The organism is Nocardia sp. CC227C (assembly GCF_030767025.1).
Taxonomy (GTDB): Bacteria; Actinomycetota; Actinomycetes; order Mycobacteriales; family Mycobacteriaceae; genus Nocardia.
Window position 1 is genome coordinate 224,497 of sequence record NZ_JASITE010000005.1, and the last position, 18,278, is coordinate 242,774.

Here is an 18,278-nt window from a genome sequence, read left to right on the forward strand (position 1 = left end):
TCAGCGCCCTTCCACCAGGCTCGTGAAACTCGGGAACGCGTCCTCGGCGGACAGCTCCGCGGCGATGGTCGCCATGACCCGCGGGTCCGCGTTCTGGATGAACAGATGGCCGCCGGGCACCGTGGTGAGCGAGAATCCGCCGCTGGTCAACTTGCCCCAGCCCTCCAGCTGTGACTCCTCGAACACCGGATCGTCCGCGCCGCGCAGCACGGAGATCGGGGCACGCAGCGTGTAACCGTTGTGGAAGCGGTAGTCGCCCAGCATCTTCAGGTCCGCGCGGATGGCGGGCAGCCAGTGCATGATCGCCGCCTCCTCCTCGACCGGGATGTCGAGCAGCTTGTTGTCCCGCAGCACCGCCAGCACCCGGCTGTCGGACTCGCCCGCCAGGTCGAAGCCGTCGCGAATGTGGTTCAGGTTCCGCACGTAGTCCTCGACCAGGACCGGTGAGGGCCAGCCGCCGATGATGAGCTTCATCGGCACCTCGTTGTACTGCTGTTCGAGGTATCGGGTGAGCTCGTAGGCGAGCAGTCCGCCCATGCTGTGCCCGTAGACGACGAAGGTGCGGTCCAGATAGGGCAGCATGGCCTCGGCCAGCTCCGCCACGAATTCCGGCATGGCGTCGATCGGCACGTCCTCGATCCGGTCCTCCCGGCCCGGGAACTGGATGCCCACCACCTCCACCGTCTCCGGCAGGTGGTTGGGCCACGGGGTGAACACCGAGGCCGCGCCGCCGACGAAGGGCAGGGCGAACAGCCGCACCGACGCGGTGTTGGAGCGGCCGACCACGGTGCGGATCCAGCGCTCCGGACCGGTGGCCGGAACGGCCGGAGTCGTCGCGACCCCGGATGTCTCGCCCAGCAGCTGGGCGAGCACCTCGTCCGCGAGCTCGACGATGCTCGGACCGCGCATCAGCCCCATGGTCGGGAAGTCGATCTCGAGATGTTTGGCCAGCATATTGCGGATCTGTCCCGCCATCAGCGAGTCCATCCCGAGATCGGTCAGCCCGACATCCCGGGCGAGACGCTCGACCGGCATGTCGAAGATCCGCGAGATCTGTTGCGATAGTGCCGTGACCAGCCGTGGCGCGCGCTCGGGCTCCGGGAGCTCGAACAGTTCGGCTCGCAGCCCCTCGGTGCCGAACGCGGCCGCGGCGCCGGCGCTGGACTGCGCGGTGAGGTGGGCCAGTCGCGGCGAGCTGCGCACGATCGGCATGACCTGGTTCATCTTCGCCCAGTTCACGCCGAACACGCTGGCGCGGCTGACGCCGTGCGCCTGGCACCGGCCGATGAAGTCCAGGGCGTGGTCGGGTGGGATCGGGGTCCAGCCCAGCCAGGAGAGCGTGTCGAGCTTGTTGCGGGCGACGAATCCGACCTCCGCGATGGCGCCCCAGTTGACCGTCAGGGCGGGCAGCCCGAGTTCCCGACGGTGCAGCGCCAGCGCTTCCAGGAATCCGTTGGCCGCGGCGTAGTTCGCCTGCCCCGGGGTGCCCACGTTCCAGCTCATGGAGGAGAACATGACGAAGGCGTCCAGCTCCAGCGACCGGGTGTGGTTGTGCAGATGCCAGGCGCCGTCGACCTTGGGCCGCACCGCGCGCAGGAAATCCGCCTCGGTCATGGTGGCCAGCGGCCCGTCCGCGATGACCATGGCGGCGTGGTAGACACCGCGCAGCGGCGGCAGCGACGAGATCCGCTCCAGCAGCCCTTCGACCTCCGCCTCCACCGAGACGTCGGCGCGTTCGAGCACCACCGTGGCGCCCGCGGCCCGCATGGCCGCGATGGGCTGTTCGTTCTCCGCGTCGACCTGCGCCCGGCGGCCCACCAGCACCACGCTGCGCGCGCCGTTGTCCACCAGCCACTGGGCGGTGCGCAGGCCGAAACCCGTGTAGCCGCCGGTGATCAGGTACGTGCCGTCGGCGTCTACCGTGACGGCGTCGGTCGCGGTCGGATAGACCAGGACCTCGCTGTCGGGCTCGTATTCGACGACGACCTTGCCGATCTGTTTGGCGGTGGCCATGTAGCGGAACGCCGACGCCACCTCCGCCGCCCCGAAATCGGTGTGCGGCAGTGCCGGCAGCGTCCCCGCGGCCACGCCGTCGAGCACCCTGGTCATGGACTCGCGGCACAGCGCGGGGTCCTCCAGCAGCATCCGGTCGATATCGACGGCCGAGTAGCTGAGGTTGTTGCCGAACGGCCGCAGGCCCAGCTGGTAGTTGTCGTAGATATCCTTCTTGCCGATCTCGATGAACCGGCCCCGGGGCCGCAGCAGTTCGAGACTCTTCGGAATGGTCTCGCCCTGCAGGGAATTCAGCACCAGGTCGACGCCGTCGCAGCGCTGCCGGATCTCGTCGGCGAAGGCCAGGGATCGGGAGTCGAAGACCTCCGCGACACCCAGGCCGCGCAGATGGTCCCGCTTCTCCGGGCTGCCCGCGGTGGCGAGCACGGTCGCCCCGACGGAGTGGGCGATGTGGACGGCGGCCAGACCGACGCCACCGGCGGCGGCGTGCACGAGCACCCGTTCCCCCGCCCGCAACCGGCCCACCTCCATCAGCGCGTACCACGCGGTCAGGTAGGCCATCGGCAGGGTGGCGGCGTCGACGGCCGACAGGTGCTCCGGCGACGGATAGACGCGGCACGCGTCGGTGACCACCGACGACCCGAAACAGCCTCGGGCGAAAGCGATCACGCGATCACCGACCGCGATGTCGGCGACCTCGGACCCGACCGCCGTGACGATGCCCGCGCACTCCACGCCGAGGTTCTTCTCGTAGAACCCGCCGTAGGTCGCTCCCTCCGACAGCGCGCCGAGGGTCAGCATGATGTCGCGGAAGTTCAGGCCGGTCGCCTCCGGCCGGATGGCGACCTCGGTGGCACCGAGTTCGGGCCGCACCTGCCGCTGGTAGCGCAGTTCCTCGATACCGGGCTCGGCCGGAACCGACAGGGCGAACGCGGTGTCGTCGGACACCCGGGCGGGTGTCGCGACCGATGCCTCGAATTCGGCGGGCGAGAGGTGCTCGAAGCGGTCGGTGTAGCGGATGTCCCCGCGGTAGGCGACCTCCTCCTCCGCGGTCCGCACGTGCAGGAGTTCGTCGAGGAGTTGCGCGGCCCGCCGGTCGGCGGCGGCGGCCGGATCGAAGTCGATGATCTTCGCGCGCAGACTGCTGTGCTCGCTCAGCAGCACCCGGAGGATGCCCCAGCTCGGCAGCTGCGACACCGCGACGCTGTCGCCCCGCTCCACCAGCGGACCACCGGCGGTGGCCACCCAGAAGCGCGGCGCCACCGGCTGTTCCAGCTTCTCGACGGCCTGTGCCAGTGCGATGACGCTGTAGGCGGCATGGCTCTCCACCCGTGCCAGCAGCTCGGTGGTGAGGTCCGACACGGCGAAGTCCAGATTCCACAGGTGCAGCACCCCGGCCACGGTCCCGGCGCGGTCGCGGACCTGCCCGAGTACGCGCTCGAGATCCGCGCCGCTGGTCGGATCGACCCGGAAGGCGCGGGTGTCGACCTGTTCGTAGGCGTCGCCGCGGGTGACCACGACACTGTCCGCGGCGGCCGCCCCGAGCAGCGAGAGATACTGTTCGGCAACGCCGTCGGCGTCCGCCAGCACCACCCAGGCCCCCGGTTCGACGCGCGGCTGATGCGGCTCGAGAGCCACCTCGGGTGTCCGCGCCACGATGACCGAGCAGCCGGTCTGCTCCGGATCGGTCATATCGGAGAAGATCTGCACGTGTTCGAAGCCCGCGGTGGGCAGGAACTCCCGCCAGGTGGCCTCCGACATCAGGGGGTAGTCCGGGCGCAGGTCGTGGTCGGCGAAGCGCCACCACCCGTCGGTCATGCCGAAGGTCAGGTCGACCCAGTGCGGCGGATTCGTCTCCTCGACGATCACCATCAGGCCGCGCGAGGTGAGCAGCCGGGTGACATTGTCCAGCGTGGTCCGCAGCTTCTCGGTGGCGTGCAGCACATTCGCCGCCACCACGATGTCGAAGTAGTGCGGATCGAAACCCTGCTCCTCGATATCGGTCTCGATGTCGAGAATCCGGTAGTCCACGAAGTCGTGGTCGGCGAAACGCTGCCGCGCCTTGCCCAGGAACAGCTGGGTGATGTCGGTGAACACGTATTCCGCGCGGTCGGCGGGCAGTTCGGACAGGATCCACCCGGTCGTGCCCGCGGTGCCCGCCCCGATCTCCAGCACCCGCACCGGCCGATCGCTGGGCAGCCCGCGCACGCATTCCGCGACGAGTGCGGCGACCGTGCGGTTGCAGCGCTCGAAGGAGAACGACGACTCGTAGAGATCGACCACCGATTGGAACTCGCTCTCGGGGAAGATGAGTTCGATCGGATTGACCTCGTCGCGCAGGACGGCGGCCTGCCGCGGACCACACCGTTCCAGCACCAGGTACTCGGCCTCGCATTCGGGATGCCGTTCGCGCAGCGCGGCCAGCTCGGCGGCCGTATCGACCCGGGCGGGAACCCGCTCGATCCGCCAGCCGTCCCCGTCCCTGCCGGTGATCCCGTGCCGGGTGCACAGTTCCAGCAGCCGAGCGAGGTAGTCGCGGTGCTTGTCGCGCACGCCCAGCTCGCGGGCGATCTCGTCGAGGGTGCAGCGCCGCCCCGGCGTGAAGTCCATGCCCAGCTGGTGGAAGCCCTCGGTCACGTAGGCCATGCACAGCCGGTTCATCTCGGCCTCGGTCTCCGCGTGGTAGTGGCGGTTGACCGGCCAGTTCCGCACCTCGTCGAGAACCGGTTCGGCCGCCGCGCGCAGGGCCTCGTCCGCGGGCACGAAATCGGCGGGCAGCAGGGTCTTCGTGCGCACCGGGGCCGGACGCCACCGGTACTCGTAGAGCCACTGCGACAGCGCGTCGCGGTCCTCGGTGCTCTGGGTGATCGACTTGCCCTTGAAGCCCTCGAATTCGGCCACCAGCGTGCCGTCCTCGTTGACGAGCCAGAGATCTCCCTCGCAGTAGGCGAGATCGTCGAGGACGTGCGCGCGCCCGTAGCAGTAGACGCGGCTGCCCGCCTCGGCGTGGAAGCTGAACCGCTTGACCTCGAACGGGATGTAGAGGTGCTTGTCCTCGGTATTCGGATCATTGCCCATGGCGATGGACAGCGACTGGAAGCACGCGTCGAGCAGCGCCGGGTGGATGGTATGGCGCGGCGCCTCATCGGCCAGCGCCTCGGGGGTGTCGATGCGCCCGAGCGAACGCAGCTCGCCGTAGTGGAGTCTGGTGATCGCGCGGAAGCTCGGTCCGAGTTGCAGACCGTTGTTGCGGAACTTCGCGAATACCTTCTCCGGCTCGAACTCGACCGGGCAGTCCGCACCGAACTCCGAGAACGGCACCGGCAGTTCGGTATCCGGTGCGCCGCGGCGCACCGTCCCGACCGAATGCGCTACCCAGTCCTTGTCGCCGTCCTGGAGGCTGTACACGGTGAAGTGCAGCGACGGGGTCAGCACGACCTGCACCAGCGGGGCCGGGCGGTCGTCGAAAACGAACAGCGGCCGCCGGAATTCGACGTTCTCGATGGAGTAGCGGCCCGGACCGAACGCGTCCTGCGCGCAACCGACGATCAGATCGAGGTGCCCCGCGCCGGGGAAGACGATCGGCCCCTGGACGCGATGGTCCTCGAGCCAGGGGAACACGGCGGTGTCCATGACGAATTCCCACACGTGCTTGTCCGGTTCGTCGGCGGCGAGACTGCGGGTCCCCACCAGCGGATGGCCGAGCGACGGGAAGCGGTTCTCGCGCGAGACCGGGGTCTCCAGCCAGTAGGTTTCGCGCTGCCACGGATAGAACGGCACCGGAACGCGTTGGGGGACACCGTCGTACACGGCGTCCCACGCCGGGTCGTATCCGGTCGCGTACAGCGTCGCCAGCGCGGACAGCAGGGTGACGCGATCGCTCTGCTTGCGGTGCAGCGACGCCACCGCCACGCCCTCGGCCTGCCGCTGTGCCAGCAGCTCGCCGATGGCGGTGGAGTGGATGGGGTGCGGACCCAACTCGACGACGGTCAGGTGCCGGTCCGCGACGAGCCGGTCGATGGTGGGCGCGAACCGCACCGGCTCGCGCACATTGCGCCACCAGTACTCGGCGTCGAGCCCGCCGGTCGGCACCACATCCGCGCTCACGGTCGAATACATCGGAATCTCCGCCGGACCGGAGGTGAGCCCGGACAGCGACGACAGCAGCTCCTCGCGCAGCGGGTCCATGTGATGGCTGTGGAAGGCCACGCTGACCTGGAGCATGCGACAGAAGACGCGGTCGCGTTCCAACTCGACCCGAATCTCCTCCAGCGCGTCGGGATCACCGGCCAGCGCGGTCGACTCCGGGCCGTTGAGCGCCGCGACCTCCACCCGCCCGCGATAGCCGGTGATGCGCCGCTCGGCCTCGTGGTGGGGCAGGCCGACGGCCAGCATCTTCCCCTTGCCCGAGGCCCGCTGCTGCACCCGGCTGCGATGGAAGATGACCCGCACCGCGTCCTCGAAGGTCAAGGCGCCCGACACGCACGCGGCGGCCACCTCGCCGATGCTGTGCCCGACCACGGCCGACGGCACGATGCCCCAGCTCTGCCACAGCCGCGCCAGGCCGAGTTGCACCGCGAAGACCGCGGGCTGCGCGATATAGGTCTCACCGATGCGACTGTCCGCCTCATCGCGGCCGAGTTCCTCGAGCACGCTCCAGTCGCCGTGCTTGCGCAGTTCGGCGTCGACGCGCTCGACGGTCTCCCGGAATACCCCACCGCGGCCGAGCAATTCGCGCGCCATGCCCCACCACTGGGGTCCCTGGCCCGAGAAGACGAACGCCACGCCGGAGGTCTTGGCCGACTTCGTGCCGCCGCGCAGCGCGTCCGGCGCGGAGCCACGCGCCACATCGCGCAGGGCGTCGCGCAGTTCCTCGGTGGAGGCGCAGACCAGGGCGAGCCGATGGTCGTGATGCGAGCGCGCCCGTGCCTGCGTGGACGCGATGGCGGCCAGGTCGGCCGCGGGCCGCTCCAGGAATTCGGCGTAGCTGGCGGCGTAGGCTCGCAGGGCCGCGCCGGTTTTCGCGCTGAGCGTGAACAGCACCGGTTCGTCCACGCTGTCCCGGGCCGCGCTGTCCCGGGCCGCGCCGGTCTCCTGGGCGGCGGGCAGTCCCTCCAGGATCACATGGGCGTTGGAGCCGCCGAAGCCGAACGAGTTCACCCCCGCCAGGCGCGGTCCCGGATTCGGCCAGGGCTGCCGGGCCGTCGCCAGCCGCAGCCCCAGCTCCTCGAAGGGGATGGTCGGATTCGGCTGCTCCGCATGCAGATTCGCCGGAATCTCACCGTTCTCGACGACCAGGCACGCCTTGACGATGCCGACCATCCCGGCCGCCGATTCCAGGTGCCCGACATTCGACTTCACCGCGCCGACGATGCAGGGGCCCTGGCCGTTGCGCCCGGCTCCCAACACCTTTCCCAGTGCCCGCGCCTCGATGGGATCGCCGACGGCGGTACCCGTCCCGTGCGCTTCGATGTAACCGATATCGGTCGGCGCGACGCCCGCGTCCCGGCAGGCGTCGATGATCATCTGCGCCTGCGCGTCCTCACTGGGCACGGACATGCCGTTGGTGCGGCCGTCCTGATTCGTCGCGCTGCCGCGGATCACCGCGTAGATGTGGTCGCCGTCGGCGACGGCGGCGGAGACCGGCTTGAGCACCACGGTGCCCGAGCCCTCACTGCGGATGTAGCCGTCACCGGACTCGCTGAACGACTTGCACCGGCCCTCGGGGGACAGGAAGGTGCCCTGGCTGAATCCGATGGTCGCCTCGGGCAGCAGCAGGGTGCTGACGCCGCCGACAATCGCCATCGACGCCTCGCCGGAGCGAATGCTGCGGCACGCCAGGTGAATCGCGACCAGGGACGACGAACACGCGGTGTCCACCGTCATACTGGGACCGCGCAGGTCGAGCAGGTACGAGACCCGGTTGGCCACAATGCAGTTCGTGACGCCGGTCATGGTGTGGCCGCCGATGAGGTAGCGGTTCTCGGGATTGAGCTGGATGATGCCGTAGTCGTGGCCGGACACGCCGGCGTACACGGCGGTCTTCGTCCCGGCCAGCTGCTCCGGGACGATGCCGGCGTCCTGCAACGCTTCCCAGGTCGTCTCCAGGAACAGCCGCTGCTGCGGGTCGATCCGGGCGGCCTCGGTGGGCGTGATGCCGAAGAAGTGCGCGTCGAAGGCGGCGACGTCGTCGACGTAGCCGCCCGTTCGGGTCCGCATATGTCCGGGCCGTCCCGCGTCGCGGTCGTAGAACGCCGCCGCCGTCCACCGATCGTCGGGTACCTCGCGCACGCCGTCGCGTTCCTCGAGCAGGAGTCGCCAGAAATCGTCGACATTGCGAACGTGTCCCGGGAATCGGCAACCGATTCCCACAATGGCGATGCCCTCGTTCTCGGTCGGCATGGCATCGGTCGGGGAGATGTGAACAGAATTCATCGAAAAGCCTCGCCTTTGTAACAGCATGCCTATCGGCAGATTTCATCTGCGGATCGATCGAATATCACGATCTGCTTCCGATGAAATCGTATGTGAATTGTTTTTCATCCACATCCCCCCGGCCGGGTGGAATGCAATTAACCGGCCGCGAGAAATATATTCAGCCGGCGGCGGACCGGGTGGAACTCGCGCGACGACCGAGCCGGACCGGCACATTGCCGTAGCCACGGAAAGTGAGCTGCGGGCGCAGCCGCGGCGGCGCGGCCGCCTGCATATCGGGAAAGCGCTCGAACAGCGCCCGCAGCGCGTACGCGGCCTCCATACGGGCCAGATTGGCCCCGAAGCAGGAGTGCACGCCACTACTGAACGCCAAATGCTCTTTGGCGTTCGGACGGGTGATATCGAATCGCTGCGGATCGGCGAATACCTCGGGGTCGCGATTGGCCCCGGCCAGCGACAGCATGATCATATCGCCCGTGTGCAGTTGCACCCCTTCCAATTCGACATCGGTCAGCGCTTGGCGAGCCGTGATGAATACCGGCGGCTCGTAGCGCAAAACCTCCTCGACCGCATTGGGCCACAGTTCCGGTTCGGCGCGCAGCCGGTCCAACTGGTCGGGATGCCGCAACAACAGGGTGATCGCGCTGGCGATCAAATTGGCCGTGGTCTCGAAACCCGCTCCGATAATGATGCTGGCATTGGCCTTGAGCGCGTACTGATCCAATTCGCCGCTGCCGATCATGGTGCTGAGGATGTCCTCGCCCGGTTCCCGCCGCAGTCGATCGATGTGCTGGTCCAGGTAGTCGTTCAACTGCTGGGCCGCGCGCATGGCCCGGTGGTACCGGGGCCAGGAGATGCCGACATCCAGCATCGGCGTCATCTCCTCACCCCAGAACAGGAACTTGTCCTGGTCCTCGTCGGGCATGCCGAGGATCTCGAAGATGATCGCGATGGGCACGCGCGAGGCGAAGGTCTCGACCAGGTCGACCGAACCGCCCGAGGGCAGGGCATCGAGCAACTCCGCGGTGACGGTCTCCACCCGGTCGCGCAGCCTGCCGACGGCGCGCGGGGTGAACGCCGAGACCACCGGCTTGCGCATCTTGGCGTGCTCCGGCGGGTTCAAGCGCAGCATGGCCGGTGGATCTGCCGGATTGGCCGGTGGCGGAACACGATTCGCGAACTTCTGCAAGACCGCGGGGATCTTGATGCGGGCCGAGCTGCGGACGCCGAACCGACTGTCCCGCAGGATCATTCGCGACAGCTCATAGTCGCAGGTCGCCCAGGGCAGCGGGGTCTTCACCAACTTGCCCTGCGCCCGGATGTGCTCGATGAAGGGGTGCGGATCCGAAATACCCTGTGGCCCCATCATTTTGGCGAAGGTGTCACCGCGCATCGTCTGCACGCGCAGCACCAGTCGCGGCACCCCCTGCAGTGACAACCAGCGCAACCAGTATTGCAGTGTCATTTTCTCACCTGCCCATGCTTTGGAGAATCGTAAGACCGCCGCACCGGGGGACACATCCCCCCGATCGGGTGGGCGTGCGCCGGATGCGACGTCACGACAGGAACTCCCGTTCCAGCCGCCGGAGTTCGTGATACGACCGTTCGATCTCGGCGGCCTCCGGGTGCACCAGGAACACCACGCCCGGTGACGAATTCAGGTCGACCGTCGGCCTGGTCATGGCCCGGTCGCGGATCCGGAATCGCACGCTCTGGAAGGCCGGAAGCGATTCGAGCGCGGCGCGCAGGGCGTCCGCGGGCAGCGGTGTCGCCCGGCGGGCGATGAGATTCACGCAGCGCGCCCGCTCGCGCCGGGAGTACACCGGGGGCTGGGCCGCCAGCGCCCGCCCGCCGCCCAGATAGCAGTCCACGGTCAGATCGACCTGGTTCACACCGGTGCAGCGATCGAGCGCGCGCGGCTCGGCCAGACCGGACAGCCGAGCCCCGGTCTCCAACAGCACCGGCCCCGCGGCGGTGCGGATCAGCTCGGTGTGCGCGGGGCCGTTGGCGACACCGAGCGCGTCGAGCACACCGCGGACGTAGGCGAAGATCTCCGCCGAGTGCGGATCCGATGGCGCCAGCAGGTCCTCGTAGTCGTAGATCCGGCGCTCATCGCCCACGGTCGCCTTGTGGCTGACCCAGGCGTCGGTGATCCGGTGCACGCCGTCGCGGCTGACCGAATTGACGACGTATTCCCGGCCGACCAGGTACTCCTGCGCCAGCACCGCCTCATTGGTCCGCAGCATCAGATTCGTCTTGCCCAGAATCGTGTCCACCGCCGCGCTCACCTGCGCGTCGGTCTCGGCGACGAAGACGTCCTCGGATCCGGCGCTGTCCAGCGGTTTGATCACCGTGCGCCGCAGGCCGGTGGCGCGCCGCCAGGCCAGCAGCTCCGCCGCCGCGGTGCCGCGGGCCTGCGCGGCGGTGCGCAGCCCGGCGGCGGCCACCGCCTCGAGCATGTGGAACTTGTCGCGCCGCACCCGGGACCGGTGCGGATCGTTGCCGCGCAGCCCCAGCTTCGCGGCGATCTCGTCGGCGACCTCGACACCGAACTCGCTGGCCGCGATGACCGCGATCGGATGCTCCTCGGCGAGTACGCGCAGGACCTCGTCGGCTCGGTCCGCGTAGCAGATGTCCGCGTCGAACTGCGTGACGGGCAGGCTGGCCGCGAAGACTGCGGGCAGGCTGGCCCGCGACCGAATGTGGATCAGCCGGTACCGGTTCCGCACCCGGGGCACCAGCAGCGCCCCGGTGGACAGTGCGTCCACCAGCACCACGGCGGCGGGTTCGCGGCGATCGGTCATGAGTTTCCCCTCGGGGGAATCAGGCGGCTGTCGTAGCGGTTCGCGACATGCTCGAGCATGGTGTAGAGCCGGTCGGAGCCGAGCCGGCCGGAGATGTCGGCGGCGGTGGCGCGGGGCAGCGGCAGCCGACCCAGCGCACCCCACCGCAGCGCGCCCCGATCGTCGATGACACAGGTGGCCGCGCCCGCATTGTCGGCGTGCAGGCAGTAGGGCACATCCAGCAGGCCGGAGGCGAAGGCCGCGACCAGCGCGTCCCCGATATCCGGGGCGAGGTCGAGCACGGCGTCGACGAGCGTCCGAGCCTCGTCGAGGATCTCCTCGAAATAGTCGTCGTCGGAACAGTCGTCGTCGGGATGGTCGTCGCCAGGGTAGTCACCGCCGGAATGGTCATCGCCGGGGTAGTCACCGCCGGTGCCCGCGTCCACAGCCGGGGACGGTCGCTCGATCTCCGCGGCGGCGAGGCGCAGCGCCGCGACATTCTCGGCGATGGACGGGATCTGCCACGCCTCGGACACCGTTTTCACGATCATCCGTTCGCACCCGGCGTCGCGGGCCAGGCGCGCGCTGTCGCGGATCAGCAGTTCCGCGCCGTCCGGTGTGCGCGGGAACAGCCCCATGTAGGTGTAGAGCACCACGTGCCAGGTCACATCGCCCAGGTAGGTCGCGGCGAGGGTGCGCAGCGCCCGCAGAGCGCCGCGGTCCTGCGCGGCCGATGTCCCCTGCGCATAGCTGAACGACATGTGGCGCAGCCCGTGCTGCCGGAAGAAGCAGCCCTCCAGCACACCCATCGCCACCAGCAGCGACGGTGGGCACAGCTGACCGAGCAGGCAGCCCCCGAAACTCTCGATATGGCCGCGCTCGGTGTGGTCGGCGAGGAACCGGCAGCTGACCGCCCAGGCCCGCACCGCTTGGCGCAGCGGCACCCTGCTGTAGGGCAGGCAGTAGGAGACCGGACCGCCCTCGGTCGCGTCCAGCCCGAGCTCGACCAGCCGCCGGAAGACGCCGAGCGGCAGTGCGGTGCCGTGCCGCACCTGAACCGGGAAGCCGGGACCGTACAGCCCGGCGAGCAAGGCGGCGGTCCGCTCGATCGGATGGGAGACGATCGGATACCCGTTCAGTTCCTCCCCGGCGGCCAGGCGTTGCAGCGGGGTCGTGTAGTCGCCGACGCGGGTGTAGCTGTCCAGCGTCAGCGTGCCGACGACCGGGCAGTCCAGGGCGGCGACCCGGGCCAGCCCGGACCGCATGGTCGCTACCGTGCCGAATCCCATGCGCGGCTGCACCACCGGTCCCGCCCCGGCTCGATCCGCCACGAAGCGGTCCAGATACCCGCTCACGTCACCGGCCCGAGATCAGCTCGAGCGTCGGGCGGCCCGAGTCCGGGTCCACCGTGCGCACCCGGGCCTTGTGCGGATCGCCCGCGCGCACCCGCGCCATCACCGTGTCACCGGCCGCGAAATCCACCAGCGAACTGCGGTAGAGCGTGCGCAGATGAGCCAGTGACAATCCCGAGATCTCCTGCAGCCAGGCGGCACAACGCGCATCCGCGGCGTCGCCGCGCAGCGTGGCCAGCACGGCGGGCAGCTCGTCGCGCCACCGCGGATGGCAGCGGTGCACGAAGTCCGCCAGCCGCGCCCCCGCGTCGGTGAACGGCGAGAACACCATGGTGACGAGCATGTCCGGCCGGAGCCCGAAGGCGCGCTCGGCGTAGTCGTCGGCCAGCGCGCGCCGCTCGGCGACCTTCTCCGGCGAGTCGTAGCGTTCCAGCGCCAGCCGAATCAGCCGATCCGGCATCTCCTTCTTGCGCATCACCGTCTCCGCGAATTCCAGGTACTCCCCGATGCCCGCGGCGTAGGTCCGGCCCTCCACGTACTCGGCGCGCAGCCCCCGCAGGTGGGCCATGAGAGTCGGGTTGGCGCAATCGGATTCGGTGAAGCTGAAGGCGAGGTCGTCGAAACGGAAGCCGAGGAATTCGACGATCAGATCCCAGTGGTCGTCCACCCGATAGCTGACGAGGTCGTAGATGGAGACGAAGGCGGGCTGCACCGCGCGATCGCCCACCGCGACCTCGCGGGCCGCCACCTCCGGCGAGCCGTCGCCGAACAACTCGCGGAAGTAGGCGTCACCGATGCCGCGCAGGGCGATCAGCAGATCCTGGAAGGTCATGCCGTGGCGGCGCACGTCGATGCCGATCCCCTCGGCCAGACGCCGGATCCACGCCGCGTAGAGCATCTGCTCGCGGCGCGAATCACCGGTCATGACGGCGTCCACGCCGCCGCCCCACCAGACCGCCCGGCCGTAGAAGTCGGCGACCGCGAGATTGCAGCTGTTGCAGAAGGTGGGGCGGCCGTCACCCGCCGAGCGGTGCCCGTTCATCAGCACGTCGAGCCGGTTGACCGCCACCAGGTGTTCGGGCAGCGGGAGGTCGACGTCGAAGCGGCGGACCTCGGTGTGGTCGACGGTGAGCAGCTCGGCGCGTTCGTCGTCGAGCAGCCCCAGCGCCGCGTACACCCGCTCGATGTTCTCCATCACCGCGCGCGGGACCCCGGCGTGGCGCATATTCGCCACGCGGACACCGAAAGTCGTGCCGTGCGCCAGCGCCAGCCGCAGCTGCACGGCCCGGACGAACGCGACCACATAGGTGCTGTCCTTACCGCCGCCGTAGGCCACCATGACCTTGTGGTCGGCGATCCGGTCGAGACCGCCCGCGGCCTCGACGAGCGAGTCGCCCACCGCCGCCACGCCGTCCCGCTCGGCCGGGGTGAGGAAGTCGATCAGCCGCTCGTAGCGTGCCCGATCATCCTGTGCCTGTTGCTCGTTCACAGCGGTTCCGCCTCGAAGTCGAAGTTCTCGATGATCTTGTGGATGCCCGCCTCGACGACGTGCTCGTCGTCGTGCAGCAGAATGAACCGCCCGCGATGCAGCGCGTCGTAGGAGCCGCCGGGCGCAAGCACCTGTCCGGGCTCGGGCAGCAGTTCACGCCAGACGGTCGGCACCTGATCCCGCATGGATCCGGCCCGCAGCACCCGTTCGGCGTGCTCGGCCGGCTTCGGCACGACCAGCCAGCCCCCGGAGGTCTCCGCCGGTGCCGGCGGTGCGGCGAGCGGGTCGCCCACGAGCGCGCGCAGCCAGAGTTCGTAGAGGTTGACGCCGAACGCCTTGTTGATCAGGTGCGGCACCTCCGCGCCGCCCACCCGGCCGCCGATCTCCAGGAATACCGGAGCGCCGTCCGGCGGCAGGAAGATCTCGAGGTGGAAGGGCAACCGGCGCAGGCGCAAGGCCGCGACGACCTGTCGGGAGAAGTCCTCCAGCAGGGTGCGCCGCGGCGACGGACCGAGCAGTACCGAGCCGAGCGGCGTGCCGCCGGTGAACGACAGACAGTCGTTGACGTAGCGGGCGGTCGCCTGGAAGGTGATCCGGGAGTCGTCGTCGGCGAAACCGTCGACGTGGTAGATGTCGCCCGCGATGAACTCCTCGATCTCGTAGCGGGACGAATCGACGGTCGCCAGCGCGGCTTCCAGTTCGGCCGCGTCGTCCACGCGCAGCACGCCGATGCTGGCGGCGGAGTCGACCGGCTTGAGGATCAGCGGATACCCGCACTCGGCCGCGAAGGGCCGGGCCAGCTCGCAGCGGGCGAAGCGGGGTACGCGCAGGCCGGCCTCCACCAGCACCTGCTTCATCCGCACCTTGTCCCGGTAGACGGCCACCTCGTCGACCGTCGGCCCGGGAATCGCGAACCGCTCACGCACCCGCGCCGCGGTCTCCAGCGTGAATTCCGAGAGCGCGATCAGCAGGTCCACCGGACCCACCCGCTCGATGACCTCCCCGACGGCCGCCCCCAGCTCGGTCACCTCGTTGACATCGGAAACCGTTACGCGGCAGGCGATTCGCTCGGGATCGGCCAGCACGCCGTCGGCGCCGGGGCCGTCCACGACGTAGCTCACCCGATGGGCGTCGTGGTCGATGAACTCCTCGTAGCGGGTGAGTTCGTTGTCCCAGCGCACCCCGTCGGCGAATCGCGGCCACTTGTTGACGATGACGATGTGCATCAGCGCACCTCCGGTGTGGTGATCTGCTCGCCGTCCCAGGGGGTCGCGACGGCGGGCTCGGCGCGCCAGGACGAGAACCCCTGCGCGATACCGAAATTCAGCAGCCCGCGGAATCGGGCGATGGCGTCGTCACCGGTGAAGACGTCCAGGTAGCCCGCGTCGAGCAGTTCACGGCGGACCCGGTCGTCGTCGGACACCGCGGTCGTCAGCTTGCCGCCGACGACGCACGGCACGGCCAGCCCGTCGGAGTGGACGGCCGACAGCAGCACGCGCGCGCCGTGGAACCCGTGCCCGTTGACGCTCGACACGACCAGCAGATCCGGCCGGTCCTCGCGCAGCGCGCGGATGACCTCGCCGGTCGGCGTGCAGGTGCCCAGATTGCGCACTCGCGCGCCGTATTCCTCGAGCAGTTTTTGCAGGTAGACCAGATTCCAGAGGTGGGAATCGGATTCGACGGTGCACAGCACGCACCGGAAGCGACTGTTCATGCCTCGACCTCCACGGTAGCGGTCTCGCGGGGTTGCAGCGCCTTGCGGAAGGCGGCCATGGTCAGCGGCAGGAGTACGGCGCCGAACAGGCACAGCAGAGCGCTGAGCCACAGCACGAGCCGTTGGGGGCCGACGCTGGCGCCCACCCCGCCGATCATGAGTCCCGCGATCGGATAGGACACCAGGTTGAGCAGATAGAACGGACCCATCACCTTGCCGAGGTGCTCGCCGGGAATCACCTTGAGGCGCTGGGTGCGGTTGTAGACGTTGTAGAGCGCGGCTCCGACGATCACCGCGACGAAGGCGGGTGCGTAGACGAGATACGACGGCGCGAACGCGGCGACCAGCAGGGCGGCGCAGATCAGCGTGAAACCCGTTACGCCGACGAGGCCGATGCCGAAGTGCCGCAACAGTATCGGGATCATCAGCAGGTTGAGCAGCCCCATGATCCCGACCGCGGTGTTGAGCAGGCCGTATGCCGAATCCGGGGCTTGGAACACATCGGTGATCAGTGCCGCGTTGGCCGCCAGCAGTACACCCACCACCAGATTGATGGCGAAGTTCAGCACGCCGAGCAGCAGCACCGGACGGATGCTCACCAGCAGCCGCCAGCCGATGGCCAGTTCGGCGAGCACCTCGCGCGCCGCCTGCCGCACCGGGGATTCACGCCGCGGGCGCGGCAGCGGCAGCCAGGTCGCCGCGGCGATCGCGAAGGCGGCGGCCGCGACCAGCAGCAGCCACAGTTTGCCCAGGAACAGCGCGGCCACGGTCGCCAGCGCGGGGCCGAGCGCCATGGCCAGCAGCTCCATATTCTGGACCAGCGACTGCACGGCCGCGACCTGCGACGGCGGCGCCAGCTGCGGCACCATCTTCTCGATCGACATCCGAATGGGCGCCATGCAGACCGACAGGCACCCACCACCCGCCATCAGGGCGACCGTCGTCCAGCCGGGCTCGGCGAGGCACACCAGCAGCACCGTGATCAGGATGAGCGAGCGCAGCAGCGAGACCCGAGTGAACAATCGCGCTCCGCCGTCGCGGTCCGCGAGCAGGCCCGCGAAGGGGTAGGCCAGCAGTCCGGGCAGCCATTCGAGCGCGAAGGCGAAGCCGAGGGCGGAGACCTCACCGGTGTCCTGGAAGATCAGCAGCGGCACCGCGAACAGGATCACCTGTTCGGCCACCAGGCCGAGCAGTACCCCGGAGGCGAACAGCGCGCGATGCCGAACGTTCGCCCCTGGGCTCACGCCGACCCTCCGCCGCGTTCCCGTTCCCGGATGAGCGGCAGCACATGGGTGTAGAAGATGCGCATCTCGTCGCGGGTCGGCCAGCCGGAGAAGATGAACTCGCCGACCCCGGCCGCGCGGTAGGAGTAGAGGTAGTCGGCGACCTCCCGGTAGCTGCCCACCACGCACAGCGCCGGACCGCCCCGATACGGCACGAAACCGGAGTAGATCATCGGGGAGAGCCAGTCGTCGTCGGCCTGCGCGGCAAGCCGGAAGGAGGTCTTGACGGCCTCGGAATCCGAAGCGGCGACGAACTTCTCGACCCACGCCCGATGCGCCTGATCCGGATTCTCCTGCATGGCGGCGAGATCGGCGAGCGCCTGCTCGCGGGTGGCGCGGGCCAGGACGTGCATGCGGATGCCGACCCGGGTGCCCTTGTCCAGGACCGGCCGGGCCGCGGCCTCGATGCCCTCGGGGGTGTCGCCGTAGCGCAACCAGCAGTCCGCGTACATGGTCGCGGTCTCCTTGGCGATCTCCGAGGCCCCACTGAGGTAGATCTCCGGTCGACCGCCGCCCTTGTAGCCCAGGCCGAGTTCGGCGTCCTTGATGACGTAGTGGTCGCCCTCGTGGGTCAACGGCGACTCCCCGTTCCAGAACCGGTGGCAGACCTCCAGGAACTCCTGGGTGCGGGCGTAGCGGCCGTCGTGGGCCACGAAATCGCCGTAGTATCCCTGCTCCACGGGCGAGATCCCGGCCACCAGATTCAGCGCGATGCGGCCGTCGGACATCCACGAGATGGTGTTCACCACCTGCGTGAACAGTGTCGGAGACAGCAGTCCGGGCCGGTAGGCGAGGATGAAGGTGACATCGCGCGTCTCCCGGACCAGCGCGCCGATCAGCGGCAGCGGATCGGGCATGTAGTGGGCGATGCCCATGAGCAGGGAGTCGACGCCGAGCCGGTCGGCCTCCCGCGCGAACGCCACCATCCCGTCGAAGTCGAGTTCGCCGACCCGATACTTCTCGGTGGCCGACTGCTGTCCACTGTCGGCCGGGGCGCACCAGTGGAATCGCAATTCTCCGGAATCATGGTTTCGCGCTGCCGAGATCGGGGCGAACTCCATACGATCAGAATTCATTTATCGAGATTCATTTCGGTCTCAGAATTGATCAGTAAAGCTTCCCGACCGAGGTTAATCGCGTGTTACGACCGGTGTCAACCAGCGGTTTCGCGCCGCACCAGATTGTCGAAATCCCCCCGAACGGGTGATG

The 18,278-nt window shown here is 69.0% G+C and carries 9 protein-coding genes; all 9 read right to left on the minus strand.

The annotated features are described in order from the left end of the window. Positions 1-8,448 (minus strand): SDR family NAD(P)-dependent oxidoreductase, encoded by an 8,448-nt coding sequence (locus QMO76_RS12190; RefSeq protein WP_306361344.1) that lies wholly within the window; start codon positions 8,446-8,448, stop codon positions 1-3. A 160-nt stretch (positions 8,449-8,608) separates the two neighbouring features. Beyond that, positions 8,609-9,913, minus strand: coding sequence for a cytochrome P450 (locus tag QMO76_RS12195; RefSeq protein ID WP_306361345.1), 1,305 nt, complete (start codon positions 9,911-9,913; stop codon positions 8,609-8,611). 91 nt (positions 9,914-10,004) lie between these two features. Continuing rightward, the gene (locus tag QMO76_RS12200; RefSeq protein WP_306361346.1) at positions 10,005-11,252 is read right to left on the minus strand and encodes an ATP-grasp domain-containing protein; all 1,248 of its coding nucleotides are present in this window, start codon (positions 11,250-11,252) and stop codon (positions 10,005-10,007) included. Further along, on the minus strand, positions 11,249-12,586 hold the full coding sequence (locus QMO76_RS12205; RefSeq protein ID WP_306361347.1) for a methylaspartate mutase: 1,338 nt from the start codon (positions 12,584-12,586) through the stop codon (positions 11,249-11,251). The genes QMO76_RS12200 and QMO76_RS12205 overlap by 4 nt, the downstream gene beginning before the upstream one ends. A 1-nt stretch (position 12,587) precedes the next feature. After that, the gene (locus QMO76_RS12210; RefSeq protein WP_306361348.1) at positions 12,588-14,072 is read right to left on the minus strand and encodes a hypothetical protein; all 1,485 of its coding nucleotides are present in this window, start codon (positions 14,070-14,072) and stop codon (positions 12,588-12,590) included. Next, positions 14,069-15,298: an acetyl-CoA carboxylase biotin carboxylase subunit family protein gene (locus QMO76_RS12215; RefSeq protein ID WP_306361349.1), complete on the minus strand. Its 1,230-nt coding sequence runs from the start codon at positions 15,296-15,298 to the stop codon at positions 14,069-14,071. The genes QMO76_RS12210 and QMO76_RS12215 overlap by 4 nt, the downstream gene beginning before the upstream one ends. Then, positions 15,298-15,786, minus strand: a complete 489-nt coding sequence (locus tag QMO76_RS12220; RefSeq protein ID WP_306361350.1) for a cobalamin B12-binding domain-containing protein — start codon at positions 15,784-15,786, stop codon at positions 15,298-15,300. Before QMO76_RS12220 ends, QMO76_RS12215 begins: the two co-directional genes overlap by 1 nt. Continuing rightward, a complete protein-coding gene (locus QMO76_RS12225; RefSeq protein WP_306361351.1) occupies positions 15,783-17,030 on the minus strand; it encodes an MFS transporter in 1,248 nt (415 codons plus the stop codon). Before QMO76_RS12225 ends, QMO76_RS12220 begins: the two co-directional genes overlap by 4 nt. Further along, complete coding sequence (locus tag QMO76_RS12230; protein WP_306361352.1) at positions 17,027-18,145, minus strand: LLM class flavin-dependent oxidoreductase; 1,119 nt, start codon at positions 18,143-18,145, stop codon at positions 17,027-17,029. The genes QMO76_RS12225 and QMO76_RS12230 overlap by 4 nt, the downstream gene beginning before the upstream one ends. Positions 18,146-18,278: the final 133 nt, after the last annotated feature.